The following is a 19426-nucleotide window of genomic DNA, read 5'->3' on the forward strand; positions in this document are numbered from 1 at the left end:
AGGCAAGGGTATCGCAAAAGTAGCTTTGGCGCGAAAGATTGCTACCATTGTTTATTATATGTTGCGTGAGCAGATTGATTATGCTACTTGTCTGGCGAGGAATAGAATGGCTGGGTAAGCCTCTTTATCCACTTAATCACTGAATGATTAATAGAAAGATTAGGCAGCCCAGCCACTCCGAATTAGATACCTTGGTCTTATATGACCGTATAGCAGTCTGGTTTAACCGTTAGGTATGATTCGGACCAAGAAATTATAATCTTGACATTTACTCAAATTTGAATATCATTAAATCGTCTCTTTCCGCCGGTGTAACTCAGCGGTAGAGTAGCGGTTTTGTAAACCGCAAGTCGCCAGTTCGAATCTGGCCGCCGGCTTGAGGGCAGGTACCCAAGTGGACAACGGGGGCAGACTGTAAATCTGCTGGCGCAAGCCTTCGGAGGTTCGAATCCTTCCCTGCCCATATTTTCTAAACCCCAAACCTCAAACCGCTACTGAGTCCTCTCTATATTTTTTATATCTTATGAAGGCACGATAAAACCCGTGGGCAAGGCTTTAGCCTTGCATAAATTTGAAATTCTTGGGTGGTAACCGCTAACATTGACAATTCATTATTTTTGGTTAATATTTACCTGATGAGAAAAGTGCTGATATTAATCCTTTTTTTTCTCGCCTGCGGACCTTTACTTCCGCGATTCAGCCCTTCGGCTGAAAGAGCTGCCGAGTATTTTGAAGCCGGCAATAACCATTTCAAAACCAAGCAATACGAAAAGGCAATTGTGGAATTGGAGAAGGTGGTGCGCGATTTCCCAGGCACCCAAGCCTATGAACCGGCATTATATCTGTTGACCTTCTCTTATTACCGCATCAACAACTTTGAAAAAGCCGTGTTGTATGGAGAAAGGTTTGTCAAGGAATACCCTTACTCCAATTACCTGATAAAAATTCTGGGTTTATTGGGCGATGCGCATTTGAAATTGTTGAATGATTATAAGGCAGCCTATTATCTGATAAAATTCTACAAACAGTCGACCGATGAATTTGAAAAAGAGACGGCATATAAAAAAATAATCCAGTTGCTGGCGGAAATGTCTTTGGAAAATCTTGAAAGATTGCATCGCAATTTCCTGGGTGAGCCGATAGATGAAGACATTCTCTATTACTTGATAAGAGAGGAGATCAAAGCGGGTCGAGAAAGGGATGCCGAGAGAGATTTTAAAGTTTTAACCCGAAGATTTCCTGAAACTACCTATGCAGAGGAATTTAAAGATTTCAAAAAGGTAAGCGAACTTGGTGCAGTCTCAAGGTTTGCTGGCGTGCTGCTACCTCTAACCGGAAAATATGCCCGTTATGGTCAAAAATTGAAAGAAATTATAAAAATTTTTGAAAATAATAACTATCTGTCATTTTCCATTATTTTAATGGATACTAAATCCGATCCCGTGGAGGCCATAGCCGCGGTCCAAAAACTGATTGAGGAAAAGAAAGTCGATTTTATCATCGGACCTTTATTTTCTATTGAAGCCTTAGGAGTCGCAGGTTATACCACCGCCCGGGGTGTTCCACTTATTGTGCCGACAAATATCGATCTAAAGCTTGGTAGTCTTTCAATGATCTTCACTCCTGCCCAGACCATGGAACAACAGGCAAAGGGAATTGCACGGTATAGTCTCAACCAGTTGGGTTTAATCCGGTTTGCCGTGCTCTTCCCTGAAGTTCCCCGCTATGCTGCACTCGCCGGGGTATTTGTGGAGGAAATCAGGAAGAACGATGGACAAATCGTGGCAGTCGAATCTTTTAATCCAGATTCCGTGACACTAAAGACTGAGTTGGAGCGGATAAAAAGAAAAAACCCCGAGGCGATTTTTCTCGCAATGGATACGGATATGCTCATCAATACCGCGCCCCAGATCTATTATTATGGGCTTGAGGGTATCAAAATGTTGGGCATCGAATCGTTTGAACATGAAAAAGTCTTGCGACTGGGTGAGCGCTATGTGGAATCAGCGCTTTTTGCTACTTCCTCTATAGATAGCACTGTAATCCAGGAGTTAAAGAAAAACGGTCTGGATAGCACAGACCCAATAGTGGTTAAATTTTTTCAGACGCTTTGGGTTTTGCGCGAACTGACCACCTATGAAAGGGCGAACTTGCACCGTAGATTGTCCGAGATCTTTCTGAACGCGCGTGCTTTTAACATCTGGACAATCAAAGACGGTGAATTTGTGAAATTGAGCGAAATAAAGATTGATTGAATGGGGGTGGTTATGGCAAAAAAAGAAAAAAAGGAGAGAAAAGCCGAGGCACTGATTGAAGTGCGTTTCACAAAAAAGAACTACTTATTATTCGGTGCTGGGTTGGGTTCGTTGATAATCGGATTTATTTTATTGCGCGCTGGTGATATCGTCCTGGCACCGATTCTTTTGGTCTTGGGTTATTTGGTCTTTTTCCCGCTGGGCATTCTTCTTAAATAATCTTAAACACTTGTAGCGACCGCGAACCGCCGGACCGGCATTTTAAAAAATGGATCTCGCCCGTAAGGTAAAAGCATTTGCTCAAAAATTAGGTTTAGAGGTAAGGATTGCATCGGCAGCGCCTTTCTCCGAGGAAAGTGAAAGGATAAGAGCCCAACAAGCACGGAGGCTCTTTCTTAACCGGGATTTCGTCTCTGAACTGGAAATAGATAAATTCTGTAATCCCGCCTCTATTCTAAAAGACGCCAGGTCGATCATCAGTGGATTTTTGTTTTATCTCACCCCGGAAGAACCCGATCCCACGAAACCTGGTGACCCCTACGGGGTGGTGGCACATTATACCCGTCGGAATTATTATAAAGAACTAAAAAGACGCTTAAAAAAATTGGGTGTGTGGCTGAAAAATGAATATCAGGCAAAAGTAGCAACCTACTCTTGTGGACCGATTGCAGAAAAACCGATTGCTCAAAGGAGCGGAATTGGTTATTATGGAAAGCACAGTATAATAATAAACCCGGTGTATGGTTCCTGGATCGTCCTCGGAGAAATTATCACCGATCTTGTGCTGGAACCGGATGAACCATTAAACATGGATTGTGGAGAATGTCGGAAATGTATTGAAGCCTGTCCAACAGGAGCAATAATCGAGCCTTATATACTCGACCGAAAAAAATGTATCCAGAGTCTGACTACTCATCGGGAAGTAATCTCTGATGCAATTGCCCGGGTCTGGGGAAACCGCATCTACGGGTGTACGACTTGCCAGGAAGTATGCCCGTTTAACAAGAAAATAAAACCTGAGTCCCCCAAGACCGATATCGGTATTGTTGGTTCTTATATCTCACTTATTGAAATTCTACAGATGGATGAAGTTACCTACCGGAATAAATATAAAAATAATCAAATAAGTGCCCGCTGGGTAAACTTTGAGGCAATAAAAAGAAATGCCCTTATTGCATTGGGTAATATAAAGGATAAAAAAACGCTTGATCTAATAAAAAAATTTATAAATTCGCAGAGCCGGATATTACGCGAAACAGCCCGCTGGGCACTGAACCAATTTTAGCATGCCAGAATTAGTCAATAAATTGCGTATGGCGATTCTTAATCCCAGGAATGCACTAACAATTTTATTAAACAGATTGCGTTCAAATTTTAGTTATTATTTTCTCAAAACTTATGCCCTGGGACCGGAAACAGTCAATATTTATCCCACTTTTAGATGTAATTTAAAATGCGAGATGTGTTTTGAAAAATATGCCCGGGTAGAAACGGAAATGGATTATGCGGATTGGGTAAAAATAATAGCGGAAATAAAAAAATTCCGCCCCCGAGTTCATATCTCTGGAGGTGAACCTTTTGTGTATAAAGGTATTCTAAAACTCATTGAGCACATAAAGAAAAATAACTTATATCTTCATATCACAACCAATGGAACATTCCTCGAGGATTATGCTGGAGAACTTATAAAATTTAATGTCAATCGTATTGATATTTCAATCGATGGTGCTGGGGATACTCATGATAAAATTCGGGGGGTCAAGGGAACTTTTAATAAAATAATCAAAGGGCTTCAAAGATTGAATAATTTGAAAAGCCGTTTACCAATTTTGAAGATAAATTCAATAATAAATATTGCCCATCCAGAAACGATGAACGATATCATAAATATTGCACAGGAATATCGAATAAATAGCATCCAGTTTATCTATCCGCTCTATCTTGATGCAGAGGCATTATTAAAACATGAGGTATTTTTAGCAAATAAGATTAAAAAAGATTTAAACTACTGGTGCTATGCAAGCCATTATAGTCCACCATTAGGTGATTTTTTTGAAATTCAGGGGGTAATCAATAAATTGCCTAAAGACAAATTTATAATTGAGATATTTCCCAATTTCAATTTTGACCAATTTCGTGCCTATTATCAATCACCCCAAGAATTTAATAAGGTATACAAAGGTAATTGTCGGGCACTGTGGAATACCGCTACCATCCTGCCGGATGGAAGTATCGAATCCTGTCCGGATTATATCCTGGGCAATATCAAAGAAAAAGAATTTTTCAATAGTTGGAATAATCAGGCAATGAAAGAGCTCCGTGCCCTTATTCTTGATAAAAAGTTTTTTTCCGTCTGTCGTGCCTGCTGCTTTTATTACCAATAAGACTCAGGAAAAATCATTCAATCACCACCAATCTCACACTGCGCACATCGTTCTTTATAAAATAAACTCCGGCACTTATCTGGTTTCCCCTGTAATCAGTTAAATTCCAGATCAATCTACCGTTAGTGGGATTATCAAATGTCTTGATGAGTTTACCTGCAGCATCATAAATTTTTAACCGAGTTGGAGTTGTACATTCTATTAAAACCCTATTGCCTTTGCGCACAAGGTTTGGTGTAACGATCAGTAGCTTTTTTATCCTTTCGTCACCGATTATAACCTCTTCACTACCTGTGCCACGATCAATAGTCAATTTTACATAATTACTCCCCCTCTGGGTTGTCCCAGCGGAGGCACTATCACTAATCATATTATATACCCGACGCGGAATTGCTTCATCCGTTCTCCACATTGGGACAGCAACGCCATTATCTCCGTTCCAACGAATTTCAACCAGAAGATTTGAGCTATTGTCATATTGAAAATCGACCGGCCATTCAAGCCAATTATTCGCTGCGCCACCAACAGTAAATGAGGGAGATTCAAACTGGAGCTGTGGGGTATTGCCCGCATAATTATCGTCAAACACTGTACTGAGCTGTGAGACGGTGGTATGACAGAAGTAAAAACGGAAATTATTGTAAACGCCGACAGCGTTGCTTGTAGGTTGGAAGGCAAAGCTAATGATCTTCCCGGAGGTGTTTATCTCCTGCTGCAAAAATAGAACCTGGAATCTACAGGCATCATAAGAATTTCCCCAGAAGGGGATAGAATTTCCGACGTATGGAGTACCGATGATGACGACTGTTGTATCGGCGCGTGCCGCGATGAAAAAGACAGGTATAAGAATGAGTAATTTTTTCATATAACCCCTTGTTATGAAACATTATAACTAAGAAATTTCAATTGTCAATAAAAATGCAACCAGGTTAAAAAATTAAATTTTCATCTTGATTTTGTTGCCTGAATAAATATTATTGAACAGAGATTGATCTATGAGAGCTTTTTTGGTCAAAATAAAAAAGCAGAAAATTACCTTTTTATTACTATTATTAATAATCATTCTTGCTGCATATCTCCGCCTCAGCGGTTTTAACTGGGCTCTGCCCCGGCAACCATATTATCGAGCCGGCTATCAGGACGAAGCTTTTGTCATTAATATGCTACTGACGATAAACCCCCGGGATTATAATCCGCACTACTTTATCAATCCGACATTTCACTATTATACCCTCCTTCTCGCAATAAAGTCAGCCTATGCTTTAGGTTATATCAAAAATTTTGCCCACCCGGTATTGACCAATCTCCAAGGGCAACCAATAGAGAAGATAACACTCAATGACTATCAAAGGATATACACCATCTGCCGGATAGTGGTAAGTATTGAAGGCATTCTTACAGCCCTGTTGGTCTATCTCATTGGCCAGGCATTATACAATACCCAAATCGGCTTGATTGCAGGATTCATCTTCGCTATCCTCCCTACCCATGTCTTCCAGTCACATCTCTTTGTAGTTGATGCCCCAGCAGTTTTCTGGGAGATGGTTGGAGTATATTATCTTGCCCGAATGCTAAATAAAAAAAAGATTTTTCAATCCAATTTTATCATCAGCGGTATCCTCCTTGGTCTCGCCTTAGGAACTAAATATATGAACATTTTGCTAATCTTTACCTTCATAGCGATTATTTTAATTAAAGAAAGAAAAATAATTTGGAAAAATCTGATCCTTACATTTTCACTAATGCTTATTGTTTTTTTATTAACCACACCCCATGCCCTACTCTCCTGGCGGGAGTTTCTTTTCGGAAATGTTGATGAATTCGGGGGGATTTTTGGTAAGAAAGGGCTATTGGCTTATAACAATTATCCCACCAATCCATTTAAACCTTTCGCTTATATGATTTATTATTCCCTGCGCCTTCCGCTTGCCCTGCTGGCATTTGTTGCACTGGGTTATGTGATTTTACGCCGTAATAATTCCGACAAAATAATTTTATCATTCCTGGTGCCTTTTTATCTGATCATGACAATATCGCCTTCTCCCCATCTCCGCCATTCCCTACCAGCCCTACCATTTTTGGCATTGGCTATTGCTACCACACTCATCGGCTTGGCTCAAGAAATAAAAAATCGTTATCTCCAGTATATCTTTGCCGGTTATTCAGCCGGTGCCCTCATTTATACCTTTCTTTTTACCGAGGCGATGGTTGACCGTATGCGCTACCCCGATACCCGATTGGAAGCAGCGGATTGGTTTTTCAAAAATATTCCGGCCCAAACAAGTGTGGGTGCAGCGACGGTTTTGCCTTTTCGTTATACCCCACCTATTGAACTACCCTCAAACGAAGGCAATGCAGTAGGGAAGACGGACGACGAGGCAATAAAGCAATTGTATTATAAATTGATCAAAACCAACTATGATTACTATTCCCTCCTCCACCATAAACCCGAGTATTTTGTTATCACACAGGTTGAATGTGAGGAGATGCCCTATAATCAGGTAGGAGAAGTAAATGCCCGCAATTTCATACGCACTCTTTTTAAAGAAGAACATTATTCTCTGGTTAAGGTCTTTGAACGAAAATACAACATCCTCGGATTTAAATTTGATCCCGATTTTCCCAATTTAGACTGGAATCCGGTGAGTCAAAAAATTTATATATTCAGAAAGAAATTTGAGTAAATGAAGATTGACAAAAGCGGTGATTTTATTATAATAATAAATGAAAGAATTTAGAGTAAAAGAAGGCCTAACTTTTGATGATATTTTGTTAGTTCCACAGTATTCTGAAGTCCTGCCCCGGGATTGTGATGTGCGCACAAAGTTTTCCCGGCATATCAAATTAAATATTCCCTTGGTAAGTGCTGCAATGGATACCGTTACTGAGTCAGCAATGGCAATTGCGCTGGCGCAGGAAGGAGGCATCGGCGTCATCCATAAAAATTTAAGTATTGAGGAGCAGCAAAGAGAAGTTCGGAAGGTGAAAAGAGCGGAGAGTTGGATAGTTTCGGATCCAATCACGGTGACCGAGAATATGACGCTGCGGGAGGCAAAAGATTTGATGGAGAAGAATGCAATCTCAGGAGTAGTGGTTGTCGATAACGATTATCACCTCGTCGGGATGTTGACAAACCGCGACATAATCTTTGAAGATAATCTCAATAAAAGAGTGAAGGAAGTAATGACCAGGGAGAAATTGGTCACCGCTCCGGAGGGAACAACCCTGGAACAGGCTAAGAGAATAATAAAGAAGCATAAGATTGAGAAACTGCCGATTCTGGATAAAAACGGCCGCCTGAAGGGATTGATCACCGTTAAGGATATCGTCAAAAAGATGGAACATCCCAATGCAATAGTTGATGAAGGTGGGAGGTTGCGGTGCGCGGCAGCGGTAGGGGTGGAGAAAAGAACGTTGGAACGGGTAGCGGCACTGGTAGAAGCCGAGGTTGATGCCATTGTCATCGATGTTGCCCATGCCCATTCCAGGAGTGTGATAAATCTCATAAAGGAAATTAGAAAAAAATTTCCCGATATTGAACTCGTGGCAGGAAATATAGGCAATCCAGAAGCAGCAGAATATCTTGTGCACCTGGACGTAGATGCGATAAAAGTGGGGATTGGACCAGGGTCAATCTGTACCACCCGCATTATTGCCGGTATCGGAGTGCCCCAGGTCACTGCGATAATGGAATGTGCAAAGGTAGCAAAGAGATATAATATTCCGGTCATTGCTGATGGAGGTATCAGGTATTCCGGTGATATCGTCAAAGCCCTTGCCTGTGGGGCCTCGAGTGTCATGATCGGTAATCTTTTTGCCGGAACCGAAGAGAGCCCGGGTGAAACGATTCTACTGGAAGGAAGGCGGTACAAAGAATACCGAGCAATGGGTTCTCTCTCGGCGATGCGCCGCGGTTCGGCCGATCGGTATTTTCAAGAGGCTGCAAAAAAATTGGTGCCAGAAGGAGTTGAAGGCCGGGTGCCTTATCGTGGACATGTAAAGGATGTGATATTTCAGTTGATTGGGGGTTTGAAATCCGGGATGGGTTATTGTGGAGCTAAGGATATTAAAACCCTTCAGCAAAATGCCCAGTATATCAGAATCAGTCCTGCAGGCCTGCGTGAAAGCCATCCTCATGATATTACCATCACCAAGGAGGCACCCAATTATGAGATTAGAGGGATTTAGTCCTCCTTTCACCAAAATTCCCCCCTATTACGATAAATTGATGTCGTTTATTAACTATCGCTCCTGGGTGAATTATATCGAGCGAATTATCAAGATGCATAAGATTGAAGAGAGATTGCTTTTAGACCTTGCCTGTGGCACAGGGGTATGTCTTGAGCTCTGGCGGGAAAAAGACTACCAAGTCATCGGGCTTGATGCTTCAGAGGGGATGTTAGAGATTGCGCGCCGACGTTTTGCAGAAACAGAATTCAGTCAGGGTTTGGTGCGATTGTTAAAAGGAGATTTACGCAATTTTTCACTCCCCGAGCCGGTTCCAATAATAACCTGTCTCTACGATAGCCTCAACTATCTTTTAACTCCAGAGGAATTATTCAACTGTTTTAAATCGGTTTATACTAATCTAAAAAACCATGGAATTTTCATCTTTGATATGAATACCATTCATGCCCTCCAGGTGGAATGGGGAAATCAGGTATTTGAGCGCCGCGATGGTACAATACATTCAATATGGGATAATACATTTGATCCCCAGACGCGCATTTCCACCCTCCGCTTGACCCTCAATGTCTACGAGAACAATCAGCACCTCACGATAAAAGAACTCCACCAGGAACGGGCCTATCCCCTTGATGAAATAAGAAGGCTGCTAACCGATGCCGGCTTCAATGTTAATCTCTATCGCCATCTCACCTTTAATCCTGCTCAGGAACTGGACTCCCGGATAATGGGGGTGGCGACAAAATCATGATTGCGGATTTACATATTCATTCCCGATTTTCCCGGGCGACTTCACAGGATATGACCATCCCCCAGATCACCGAATATGCCCGGTTGAAAGGAATAGGTATGGTCGGCACCGGCGACTTCACCCACCCAGAATGGCTAAAAGAATTAAAAGAATATCTCAAGTTCTCGGACGGTGTTTATGAATACGCTGGAGTCAAATTCATCCTTACCGCTGAGGTTAATAATATTTACACAAAAGATGGAAAGTTGCGGAGAATTCATAATATCATATTTGCCCCGGATTTCGCCACGGTGGAACGGGTAAATGCCTACCTCAGCAGATACGGAAAATTGGAAGTTGATGGCCGGCCTACTTTATCCCTTGCTACAGATGAAATGCTTAAGGCACTTATTGATATCTCATCCGATATCTACATCGTCCCTTCCCATATCTGGACACCCTGGTTTTCGCTCTTCGGCTCAAATTCTGGGTTTGATTCGATGGAGGAATGCTTTGGACCATTAGTTGAGAAGGTTTTTTCTTTAGAAACAGGCCTCTCCTCGGATCCGGCGATGAATTGGCGGTTATCCGCACTTGATCGGTTTACACTGATCTCCAACTCAGATGCCCATTCGCCCAACCGGCTAGGACGCGAGGCAAATGTCTTTGCCCAAAATCTAAATTATCAGGAGTTAATGCAGGTTTTGAAAAATAAAGACCGGGCAAAATTCCTTTATACTATTGAATTCTATCCTGAAGAAGGCAAATATCATTATGATGGGCACCGGCGTTGTCAGGTAAGATTATCTCCCCGGGAAGCGAGAATGAATAATAATATCTGTCCGATATGCTCTAAAGGTGTTACCATAGGTGTCCTACACCGGGTCGAGATGCTCGCGGACCGCCCCGAAGGTTTCGTGCCCGAAAACAGCATTCCCTATAAAAATCTCATTCCTCTGGAGGAGATCATCGCTGAAGCATTGGGTGTGGGTAGAGAGAGCGTGGCCGTTAAAAACGAGTATCTCCGGCTCTGCAAAATATTTGGCAGCGAATTTGAAATTCTGCTTAATACCCCGATTGAAGAATTAAGAAATAATACGCAGGAACGAATAGCCATGGGCGTGGAACGAGCAAGATTGGGAAAGGTGATCATAAACCCGGGTTATGATGGAGAGTTTGGCACGATAAAACTCTTTGATTCCCCACCTTCATCTGCCGAGACCCAATTGGGATTATTTTAATGCGCAACCATGATGTATTGACATTTGTTTTATTTTAAATAAAATTCAATATGATGCTTGACGGAAAAGTAGGGCTTATCACCGGTGGTGCCAGTGGAATCGGAGCAGCGATTGCTAAGAAATTTGTGACAAACGGGGCGAAGGTAATTATCGTCGATGTGGACGAGGTATCCGGAAAGGCAACTGCTCAAGAATTGGGATTGCATTTCTATCCGCTTGATATTGGTGATGAATCAGCGGTGAATGCCACGGTTGAAAAAATCACCAATGAGTTTGCCCGGATCGATATTTTGGTGAACAATGCTGGAATAACCAATGACAAGCTTCTTTTGCGCATGACGAAGGAAGACTGGGAGCGAGTGATCAATATCAATCTCACCGGTACCTTTCTGGTGACACGGGCGGTGGTAAAATATATGATGAAGCAGCGTTTTGGGCGGATTATAAATATCGCTTCTGTGATCGGATTAATTGGCAATGCAGGGCAGGCTAACTATGCCGCAAGCAAAGCGGGAATCATTGGTTTCACAAAATCCTGCGCAAAAGAATTCGCCTCGCGGAATATTACCGTTAATGCCATTGCTCCGGGATTCATCGAGACAAGAATGACGGAAAAATTACCGGAAGAAGTAAAACAGGCTTATTTTAAATTAATACCCCTGGGCCGCTTTGGCAAGCCCGAGGATGTTGCCAATTTGGCTTTATTCCTCGCTTCCGACCAGGCTGATTACATAACTGGTCAGGTGATCGCCATTGATGGCGGCATGGTGATGTAAATAATCAAAGAAAAGAAAGGAGAGAAAATGGCAATATTTGATGAAGTCAGAAACATAATTGTGGAACAACTCCATGTTCCACCGGAAAAAGTTAATCCTGATGCAAAGTTTATAGAAGACCTTGGTGCTGATTCGCTGGATACCGTGGAATTGATAATGGCATTTGAGGAGAAATTTAACATCCAAATTCCGGAAGAAGATGCTCAGAAACTCGATACCGTAGGTAAGGCGATTGCCTATTTAGAAGAGAAATTGAAAGCGCAATGAAGCGGGTCGTCATAACTGGCCTTGGTGCCGTAACCCCACTGGGCAATGATGTGCCCACCACCTGGAGGAATATGCTCCAGGGCAAGAGTGGGATTGACCTGATCAAATCTTTTGACACCTCCAAACATACCGTAAAAATCGCTGGAGAAGTAAAGGACTTTCATCCGGAGACCAAACTGGATCCCAAAGCGATCAAACGATTGGACCGCTGTGTCCAATTATGCCTCTGGGCCACTCTGGAGGCAGTCGCGGATGCCCAGATTGATTTTGAAAAATACGATAAGACGGATATCGGTGTGATCATTGGTTCTGGGATTGGTGGTTTACTTACTTGGGAAGATGAACATGTGAAATTTTTGAATCAGGGACCAGCGCGGGTCTCGCCATTTTTAATTCCGATGATGATCCCGGACATGACTTCAGGATATGTTGCTATCCATTATGGCTTAAAAGGTCCCAATTATACAACGGTCTCTGCCTGTGCTTCTGGTGCCCATGCCATCGGCGTGGCATTCAGAGAGATAAAATTAGGCAATGCCTCTGTAATCATCACTGGTGGTGCGGAGGCACCGGTCACTCCATTTGCCCTTGCCGGATTTAGTAACATGCGGGCACTCTCGCGGCGGAACGACGAACCCCAGAAAGCTTCCCGACCATTTGATCAGGACCGCGATGGTTTTGTCATGGCTGAAGGAGCAGCAATCCTGATCCTCGAAGAACTCGAATTTGCCAAGAAGCGCGGAGCAAAGATCTATGCAGAGGTAGTAGGTTTTGGTGCCACCGGCGATGGTTACCATATCACCGCTCCTTCACCCGAAGGCGAAGGGGCCCGCCGGGCAATGGAAAGGGCAATAAAGGAAGCAGGTTGTCCACGAGAAGCGATTGACTATATCAATACCCATGGTACCTCTACGGACCTGAACGATAAATTTGAAGCCCGGGCGATTAAGGACCTCTTTGGTGCCCATGCGAAAAACATTGCCCTCAATTCCACCAAGTCTATGATCGGCCATACCTTAGGTGCGGCGGGCGCAATTGAAGCAGTGGTCACTGCCCTTTCCCTTTACGAACAAATCCTCCATCCATCGGTGAATCTGGAAAATCCGGACCCGGAGTGTGAAGGGTTGAATTTTGTTCTGAAAGATGCCAAAAAGACAAAAATTGAATATGCCCTTTCCAATTCATTAGGTTTCGGTGGGCATAATGCGACTTTATGCTTTAAAAGATATGAAGAATGAAAAAACGCGTGGTTATTGGAGTGGGTGGGAATATTGGGGCTGGCAAAACAACGGTTGCGCGGATGTTTAAAGCATATGGGATGAAGTATATTTCGGCGGATAGAATTGGCTGGCAGGTATTAGAGGAGATTGCGGGAGATTTGCGTAAGTATTTTGGTGAAGGAATCTTTTTAGGGAAGAAGATAAATCGTAAATGCTTAAGAGACCTCGTTTTTTCTAACCCCCGATATTTGAAAATTCTCAACCGCCTTTCCCATCCGAGGTTACTCGCGCGGATAGATGAAAAACTCGAAGGCATCAAGCGTGGGATGGTGGTGATAGATGCCGCCCTGCTTTTTGATTGGCCCAAATTGTTAAAAAAGATTGATTATCCAATTTTAGTGAAAGCTCCTCTGGCTTTTAAAAGAGAACGAGCCCAAACAAAAGGCATCCCTTCTTCAATCTTCACCCATATCTTGAGAAGTCAAAAATCCGAAAGAGAAATGGCGAAATTAGCAAAATTTATCATCAATAATAAAGGCACTATTGGGCAACTTAAGAAAGAATGCCTTAGGATTTTGAAGGAGATAAAAAATGATTGTTGAATGCAGTAATTGCCATTCCAAGTATAATGTTGACGAAAATAAAATTCCGGCAGCCGGGGTGAAGGTTAAATGTCCCAAGTGTCAAAACATAATCTTGATAAAAAAAGAAATGCCCGCACCCCCAAAGGTGGAACCACCTCCACCTCCTAAAGTAGAACCACCTCCAGCTCCTAAACCAGAACCACCCCAACCACCAAAGGTAGAACCTCCTCCAGTTGTGGAGACACCCAAAACAGAGATCCCGGAACCGCCAAGAGTAGAAGCGCCATCGGAAGAGGTGGGTGTGGTCGTCTCCCAACCTCCTCCACCACCCCAACCCGAGATGAGTGAGGAGGACAAAAAATGGCATGAGCGGGCACGCCGGCTTGCCAAGGCTCTTGCCTCTGACTTAGTTCTGTATAATCAGGAAAAGGTCGAACAGGGTTTACGCGATGGAACGCTTGCACAACTTTTAGGACCGGAAATAAAACGTTCCTGGGAATATTATTGTCAGCAAATCCCAAAACATATTGTAGAAAGCACCGACTATTTCCGGGAGCAATTGAACAAAATTGTGGGTAAGGGGAAAGAAATTTTCAAATAATATTCTGCAAAGGTAAAAATTTTATCGGTTTATTTCAGCCTTTTGTTTGTCAAAGCACGGTAATATAGATACAACAGGATTAAAAATAGTCCAGTAAAAAAGAGGAACATCTCATTCATAGAGAAAAGATGATATTTATGTACATTGAACCAGTAAATATCAAAAGAGGTATATGCCACGATGAGTTGAATAACCGAAACCATGATTATTAAAAGATAAATCACCTTAGGTTCATGAAATTTATTGCGCATTATAAAAAATGCGCTCACGGTGGTCGCTAACATAACCACCTGGGGGATGATCCCCAGATAAACAAAAGAAATCCTCGGACTCCATCCATCCGGATTGCCCTGGAGATCAAAATGTGTGGCAATTTTATCGGGTAACTGCGGATAAAGAAGAATAACCATGATCAACATTGAGACACAGATCGTATCCGGAAGCAATAGGATTAATGGATTAGCTTTTTTTCTTTGCGCTCGGGATTCCGGTATTTCTCCTGTTGTGGTCTTCCCTGTTAAGGAATTAAACCAATTTAACAACACTTCGGGTTTTTCAGGTGAAATCGCATAATATCCTCTTTTTGTTTTAATGAGCACCACCTTCTTCATCCTTGTTAACTGGCAGTTGACATTACCATAATCTTTTGTTGTATAAATGCCGTAATAACCGAATAACCCTCCATTTCCCAGGGCGCGGAGCGGCTTTAATTTATAAAAATCTTCTATTTCAAAAACATTTTCGATCTCACTCAGGGGGATAAAGATTTTCTTTCCAATCATTTTTTCAATGACAAAGTTCCCTCCTTGGACATAATACTTTTTAGGGCTCAAAAGGTAGCTCACCAAAGGTATGGCGAGCATCATGAGTACAAAAATCCCATTGAAGGGAATCCGATTCATCAAAAAGAAAAAAGATAAACCGATTAAGAAAAGGCTCGTTATTATTGATGTAACCTGAGAAAGTGTATCAAGTCTTGCTGGTTTAAAATCCATAATCACTCTAAATCCACAAGAAATCTTTTTGCAGCATTATCCAAGGCTGCCTCAGGGGTCCTTTCCAGCCGCATCGCCTCCTCCAGGGCTTCGTTTAAATAGATCCGTCCCGTAAACCATTCTTTCGTCTTAGGTTCGGTGGTAGCAAATTCAAGTTGTGCAATAATTTTTTCGTAATCCGGGTTTTCCTTCAGAAATTCCTTGAATTCTGGTAATTTTATCGTGCTCTTGCGTGTGGGGAGATAATAACTTGCCCTTGTCCACTTTACCTGCTGTTCGGGTGCTAAAAACCATTTAATAAACTCCCATGCAAGTCTCTTCTGATCTGGGGTAGCATTCTTGAACATCCCGATATTCGTCCCAGCGATCACAACCTTTTTATATCGTCCATAAGGAAAAGGAGCCACGGCCATCTTAAATTTAGGGCGGCCTTTCAAGAATGCCCAGGAGACGATCGAAGCAGGTATCATTGCGACATTCCCCATTAAGAATTCGTCCTGGCGTTGAAATCCCGGATTGAGATAAAACAGACTGTCCTTCACCAGATCCACCAGATATTCCAACACACGCACTCCAGCAGGAGAATGAAACATGGGTTTTTTTGTATTCTGATTGAATAATTCACCCCCCTCCTGATAGACCATGCTCCCAAAATACCAGACATCAATCGGCCATGAGGTGGGCCAGATTTTTAATTTTTTTAACTTTGTGCAGGCCTCCCGGAATTCAACCCAATTTTCGGGAAAGCGTTTTAAACCAGTAGAATCAAAAATTGTGGCGTTGTAGTAAAACACCGGAAGACTTTTGTTGAAGGGCAATGTAACAATCAACGATTCAAAGGTATTGTCCTCAATGAAAACCGGATAAAAGTCGGAGATGTCGAAGGAAGAATCGCGCTCAATAAAATGTTGGAGTGGTTCTAAGCAGCCAGCTTTAAAGAATTGATCAGTCCAAGATTCATACATTTGAGAAATGGTGGGGGGCGAATTAGAAGCGATGGCTCCCATCAGTTTCTGAGCCAGGGCATCGTAGGATCCCATCTGGACGGATTTTATTTCTCCTTCAGGGTGTTTTTGATTAAATTCCTGAATCATCTGTTCCAGTCTCTTCCCAATCGGTCCACCCATCACATGCCAAAAATAGACCACGCCCTTTTGCGGACGGGTGCAACTCAGAAAACCCAGCAAAAGCAGACCCTTTAAAAGGTTTTTCCGGGAAGTGAGTTTTACCATTCAGGACCGAGACTAAAATGCATCTTCCATCTTGATCGTTCACCTTTCTCATCGATCCAGTCCTGAAGGTTATTGGCGCGGGCAAAGTCAAATTTAAATACAGTAAAAAATAGATTGAACCTAAAACCGAACCCCAGCCCCATTTTTACATCCTTCAAGCGGAAGGGGAGCAAGCCTTCAGCCGATTCAAAGACCTTAAACGAATCCGAGTAGACACCTGCCAAATCCGTGAATAACACCCCTTTTATGTTTCTTATCTCCACCGGCAAAGGGAAAGCAAGTTTCAATCGATCGATAAATGGGAAGCGGTACTCAAAATTGAAAAATCCTAAGTCCGCGCCGGTGAAGGTATAAGGGTCAAAGCCCCGGATAGAACCCGGACCACCGATAGACCAAAGTTCTTCATCGTTCCCAAAGTTACTAGCCAACACCAGTCGGGTGGCAAAACTTGCTCGGGGCGAAAGTCGGAAATAACGGCGATAATCAAGAACTCCCACCTTTACATCAAAATCACTGAAGAGAGTAGAATAACCGGTAATGCGGACTCGGGCTCCATTGATCGGACCAATCTCACCCCATTTGGCATTGTCAAAGATAAAAGAAAGTTCAGGATAAGCGAAATTGAATGAGTTTTCGGAATAAAATTCCGAATAATAATCATCGAAGAAATCAAACCATCTTGTTTCATAAATTTTATACTTATATAATCCCAATTCGGCGCGGAAAAATTTAGTGAAGGGATACTGGAAGATACTTCCCACTCCCAGGTAACGCCAGATTACCAAGTCATTTCTATCCGCAAAATAATTCAAATACTGATAGAAGGCGAAACCCATGTCCAGACGTTTCTTTAAATACCAGTAGACAAAGAATATATCGGATGAAGTTAAACTGCCATAAAAATTTGTGCTGAATTGAATAAGATGGTCTCCCAAAATATCACTAATTGCGATCTGTGTCATGCCTGAAAAACCTAAAGGAGTATAATAAGAAGCACTTGCTACGATATAGTCCAAGGTAAATTTTAAACGATATTTTCTGACCTGAGCAGCGTCAGGGCTGCCAGCTGAGTAGAAATTCTCAGCACCACGCGATTCAATCGAGTCACATTTTACCATTTTTTTAAGTGGTTCCTTGACCACGCAGAGATCATAACCGTAGTCATTATAATAGCAAAAGGCAATCTTCTGACCATCCTTGGAGATTGATGGATAATATATCGCTGTCAGAATATCTGTTCTTTTTTCTATCGCGCTGGTGTTGAAGGAATAATAGTAAATGTTGTAGGCGGAGTCGTAATCAGCAATAAAGAAAATGCCTGTATCACCGCAAAAAAATGGAGAGGCAACATAGTTTGTGCGAGGTGTGATGCGGATGAAATCGTTGCCTTCCCCAATAAATACGCCAAAACTGCCATAGTTATATCCTTCGTTTGAATCCGGGCGGTCCGAAACAAATGCCACTTTTCCCTCAGGTGAAAAGGTTGGGAATTTATCCGCGTAAAGGTCGCTGGTCAGTTTCTCCACGGTGCCGGTAGTGACGGTTATTTGATAGATATCCAGGTAGGAGTCTTTAAGGCCGCTGAAGATAATCTTTGTCCCATCGGGCGAAAATTGGGGGGAATAAATGCCATTGAGATTTAATTTAAATTTCTTATAAACTCGACCGTTGTGGACATTTATTATGTATAAAACATCTTCACCCTGAGCCCGCGCCGCAAAGCACAGATATTGTTCATCCGGAGACCAACTGATTCCTCCCTGGTAAAGATGAAGACCTTCATAACCCGAAGAGTACTCTGCCCGAATTAGTCTTTTTAAGATCCGTCCATCAATACTGGAGATAACGAGCAAATCGATATTACCCTGCCGGTCGCTGATAAAAGCGATTTTGTCGCCGTTGGGTGAAATCGCCGAGGAGGTATTGTAGAAAGAACCGGTTTTCTTGTGGTCGTAGACCAACCGCGCAAAATTTTCAAAGTTTTCTGAGAGCCGGACTTTGGGCCAGTAGCGTAATTGATAGAATTTAACCCACCTTTTGTTAAACTCCTCAACCCCTATGCCAAATGCTGCACTAAAGGCATTCTCCAAATTTTTTTTGGACTTCAAAAGATGAATAAACTCACTGATTTTTTCTCTGCCATATTTTACTTCCAAGTAATAAAAAAATGCCTGTCCCTCTTTATAGATAATGTAGCCATTATAATTGCCCAGTTCAGCCAAGGGAATTATTCGATTGTTCATTATGAGATCGCGCATGTAAATATCCACTTCCAGATTCCAACCCTGGGAGAAGTATTCGGCGCATCCTTCCATTACCCATAAAGGAATGGAATAGAACAAATCACCAGTGAGAACCGCTTCCAGCCGCGATGGGAAGAAAATCACAAATTCAAAAACATGCGTCAGTTCGTGGACCAAGACATGACGAAATTCTTCATAATCGCCGTTGAAGGGGATGACCATACGATTTTTTAAAATCTCAGTAAACCCGCCAACCGATTCTTCAATCAGTTCCAAGGTGACATTGGTCTGGGAAAAATGATTGGGTGCATTATACAAAATGACCGGTATACGGAAATCGACCTCAATACCAAAATCTTTGCTCAGTTGCTCATAGCCATCTTCCAACACATCTTGGGCAAAATGGGCAATCGTTTCCCCTCCTTCATAGAAATAGATATCAAAATGTTCTGAAGATAGGATTATGAAGTTAAAATCTCGATATTGAATTTTATTCTGTCCAAAATATTCCTGGAAGAAAAACAAGATCAATAGCGTGTAAACCATGACTTATGATTATAACTAAAATCCATTGAGAGTCAAGGATTGAAGGTGCTGAGTACTCCTCACTTTTTCCTCCCCCTTTGATGGGGGAGGATTAAGGTGGGGGTGATAAAAATGGATTTGTCTCTTGATTCTTTTTCAATTTGTTTTAAAATCATGGCGGAGGCCAT

The 19426-nt window shown here is 42.3% G+C and carries 17 protein-coding genes and 2 tRNA genes; 15 read left to right on the forward strand and 4 right to left on the reverse strand.

Annotated elements, in window-relative coordinates; translation table 11 throughout:
- The first annotated feature begins 305 nt into the window (after window positions 1–305).
- From ABIL39_09835 to ABIL39_09860, 6 genes are all read left to right on the forward strand, one after another.
- Window positions 306–377 (forward strand) — tRNA-Thr (locus ABIL39_09835).
- Window positions 378–380: 3 nt separating this feature from the next.
- Window positions 381–463, forward strand: a tRNA-Tyr gene (locus tag ABIL39_09840).
- A 172-nt stretch (window positions 464–635) separates the two neighbouring features.
- Complete coding sequence (locus ABIL39_09845) at window positions 636–2255, forward strand: penicillin-binding protein activator (GenBank protein ID MEO0166423.1); 1620 nt, start codon at window positions 636–638, stop codon at window positions 2253–2255.
- Window positions 2256–2267: 12 nt separating this feature from the next.
- Complete coding sequence (locus ABIL39_09850) at window positions 2268–2474, forward strand: hypothetical protein (protein MEO0166424.1); 207 nt, start codon at window positions 2268–2270, stop codon at window positions 2472–2474.
- A 49-nt stretch (window positions 2475–2523) separates the two neighbouring features.
- Window positions 2524–3540, forward strand: a complete 1017-nt coding sequence (gene queG / locus ABIL39_09855; GenBank protein MEO0166425.1) for a tRNA epoxyqueuosine(34) reductase QueG — start codon at window positions 2524–2526, stop codon at window positions 3538–3540.
- A gap of 28 nt (window positions 3541–3568) precedes the next feature.
- Window positions 3569–4639 carry a radical SAM protein gene (locus tag ABIL39_09860; GenBank protein MEO0166426.1) on the forward strand — a complete coding sequence of 357 codons (1071 nt, stop codon included), beginning with the start codon at window positions 3569–3571 and terminating at the stop codon, window positions 4637–4639.
- A 13-nt stretch (window positions 4640–4652) separates the two neighbouring features.
- Here ABIL39_09860 and ABIL39_09865 read toward each other — a convergent pair whose 3' ends face one another.
- Complete coding sequence (locus ABIL39_09865; GenBank protein MEO0166427.1) at window positions 4653–5504, reverse strand: hypothetical protein; 852 nt, start codon at window positions 5502–5504, stop codon at window positions 4653–4655.
- A gap of 142 nt (window positions 5505–5646) precedes the next feature.
- On the opposite strand from ABIL39_09865, the gene ABIL39_09870 reads away from it, so the two are divergent.
- From ABIL39_09870 to ABIL39_09910, 9 genes are read left to right on the forward strand one after another with little or no spacing between them, the layout of a single operon-like run.
- Window positions 5647–7323 carry a glycosyltransferase family 39 protein gene (locus ABIL39_09870; GenBank protein ID MEO0166428.1) on the forward strand — a complete coding sequence of 559 codons (1677 nt, stop codon included), beginning with the start codon at window positions 5647–5649 and terminating at the stop codon, window positions 7321–7323.
- Window positions 7324–7363: 40 nt separating this feature from the next.
- Window positions 7364–8827, forward strand: coding sequence for an IMP dehydrogenase (gene guaB, locus ABIL39_09875; GenBank protein MEO0166429.1), 1464 nt, complete (start codon window positions 7364–7366; stop codon window positions 8825–8827).
- A complete protein-coding gene (locus ABIL39_09880) occupies window positions 8808–9575 on the forward strand; it encodes a class I SAM-dependent methyltransferase (GenBank protein ID MEO0166430.1) in 768 nt (255 codons plus the stop codon). Before guaB ends, ABIL39_09880 begins: the two co-directional genes overlap by 20 nt.
- Entirely contained in the window at window positions 9572–10795 is a 1224-nt protein-coding gene (locus ABIL39_09885) for an endonuclease Q family protein (protein MEO0166431.1), read from the forward strand. Before ABIL39_09880 ends, ABIL39_09885 begins: the two co-directional genes overlap by 4 nt.
- Window positions 10796–10845: 50 nt before the next feature.
- Entirely contained in the window at window positions 10846–11571 is a 726-nt protein-coding gene (gene fabG, locus ABIL39_09890) for a 3-oxoacyl-[acyl-carrier-protein] reductase (GenBank protein ID MEO0166432.1), read from the forward strand.
- Window positions 11572–11598: 27 nt separating this feature from the next.
- Window positions 11599–11838: an acyl carrier protein gene (acpP, locus tag ABIL39_09895; protein MEO0166433.1), complete on the forward strand. Its 240-nt coding sequence runs from the start codon at window positions 11599–11601 to the stop codon at window positions 11836–11838.
- Window positions 11835–13076 carry a beta-ketoacyl-ACP synthase II gene (gene fabF, locus ABIL39_09900; GenBank protein ID MEO0166434.1) on the forward strand — a complete coding sequence of 414 codons (1242 nt, stop codon included), beginning with the start codon at window positions 11835–11837 and terminating at the stop codon, window positions 13074–13076. The genes acpP and fabF overlap by 4 nt, the downstream gene beginning before the upstream one ends.
- On the forward strand, window positions 13073–13660 hold the full coding sequence (gene coaE / locus ABIL39_09905; GenBank protein ID MEO0166435.1) for a dephospho-CoA kinase: 588 nt from the start codon (window positions 13073–13075) through the stop codon (window positions 13658–13660). Before fabF ends, coaE begins: the two co-directional genes overlap by 4 nt.
- Entirely contained in the window at window positions 13650–14243 is a 594-nt protein-coding gene (locus ABIL39_09910; protein ID MEO0166436.1) for a zinc-ribbon domain-containing protein, read from the forward strand. The genes coaE and ABIL39_09910 overlap by 11 nt, the downstream gene beginning before the upstream one ends.
- Before the next feature lie 29 nt (window positions 14244–14272).
- Here ABIL39_09910 and ABIL39_09915 read toward each other — a convergent pair whose 3' ends face one another.
- The 3 genes from ABIL39_09915 to ABIL39_09925 are packed head-to-tail and all read right to left on the reverse strand — an operon-like array spanning window position 14273 to window position 19259.
- On the reverse strand, window positions 14273–15238 hold the full coding sequence (locus ABIL39_09915; GenBank protein ID MEO0166437.1) for a PH domain-containing protein: 966 nt from the start codon (window positions 15236–15238) through the stop codon (window positions 14273–14275).
- Between the two features lie 2 nt (window positions 15239–15240).
- Entirely contained in the window at window positions 15241–16470 is a 1230-nt protein-coding gene (locus tag ABIL39_09920; GenBank protein ID MEO0166438.1) for an ABC transporter substrate-binding protein, read from the reverse strand.
- Window positions 16464–19259: a hypothetical protein gene (locus tag ABIL39_09925; protein ID MEO0166439.1), complete on the reverse strand. Its 2796-nt coding sequence runs from the start codon at window positions 19257–19259 to the stop codon at window positions 16464–16466. The genes ABIL39_09920 and ABIL39_09925 overlap by 7 nt, the downstream gene beginning before the upstream one ends.
- Window positions 19260–19426 lie beyond the last annotated feature (167 nt).

This window comes from candidate division WOR-3 bacterium (assembly GCA_039802205.1).
In the GTDB taxonomy this organism is placed as follows: domain Bacteria; phylum Hydrothermota; class Tepidihabitantia; order SM23-42; family JAOAFX01; genus JAOAFX01.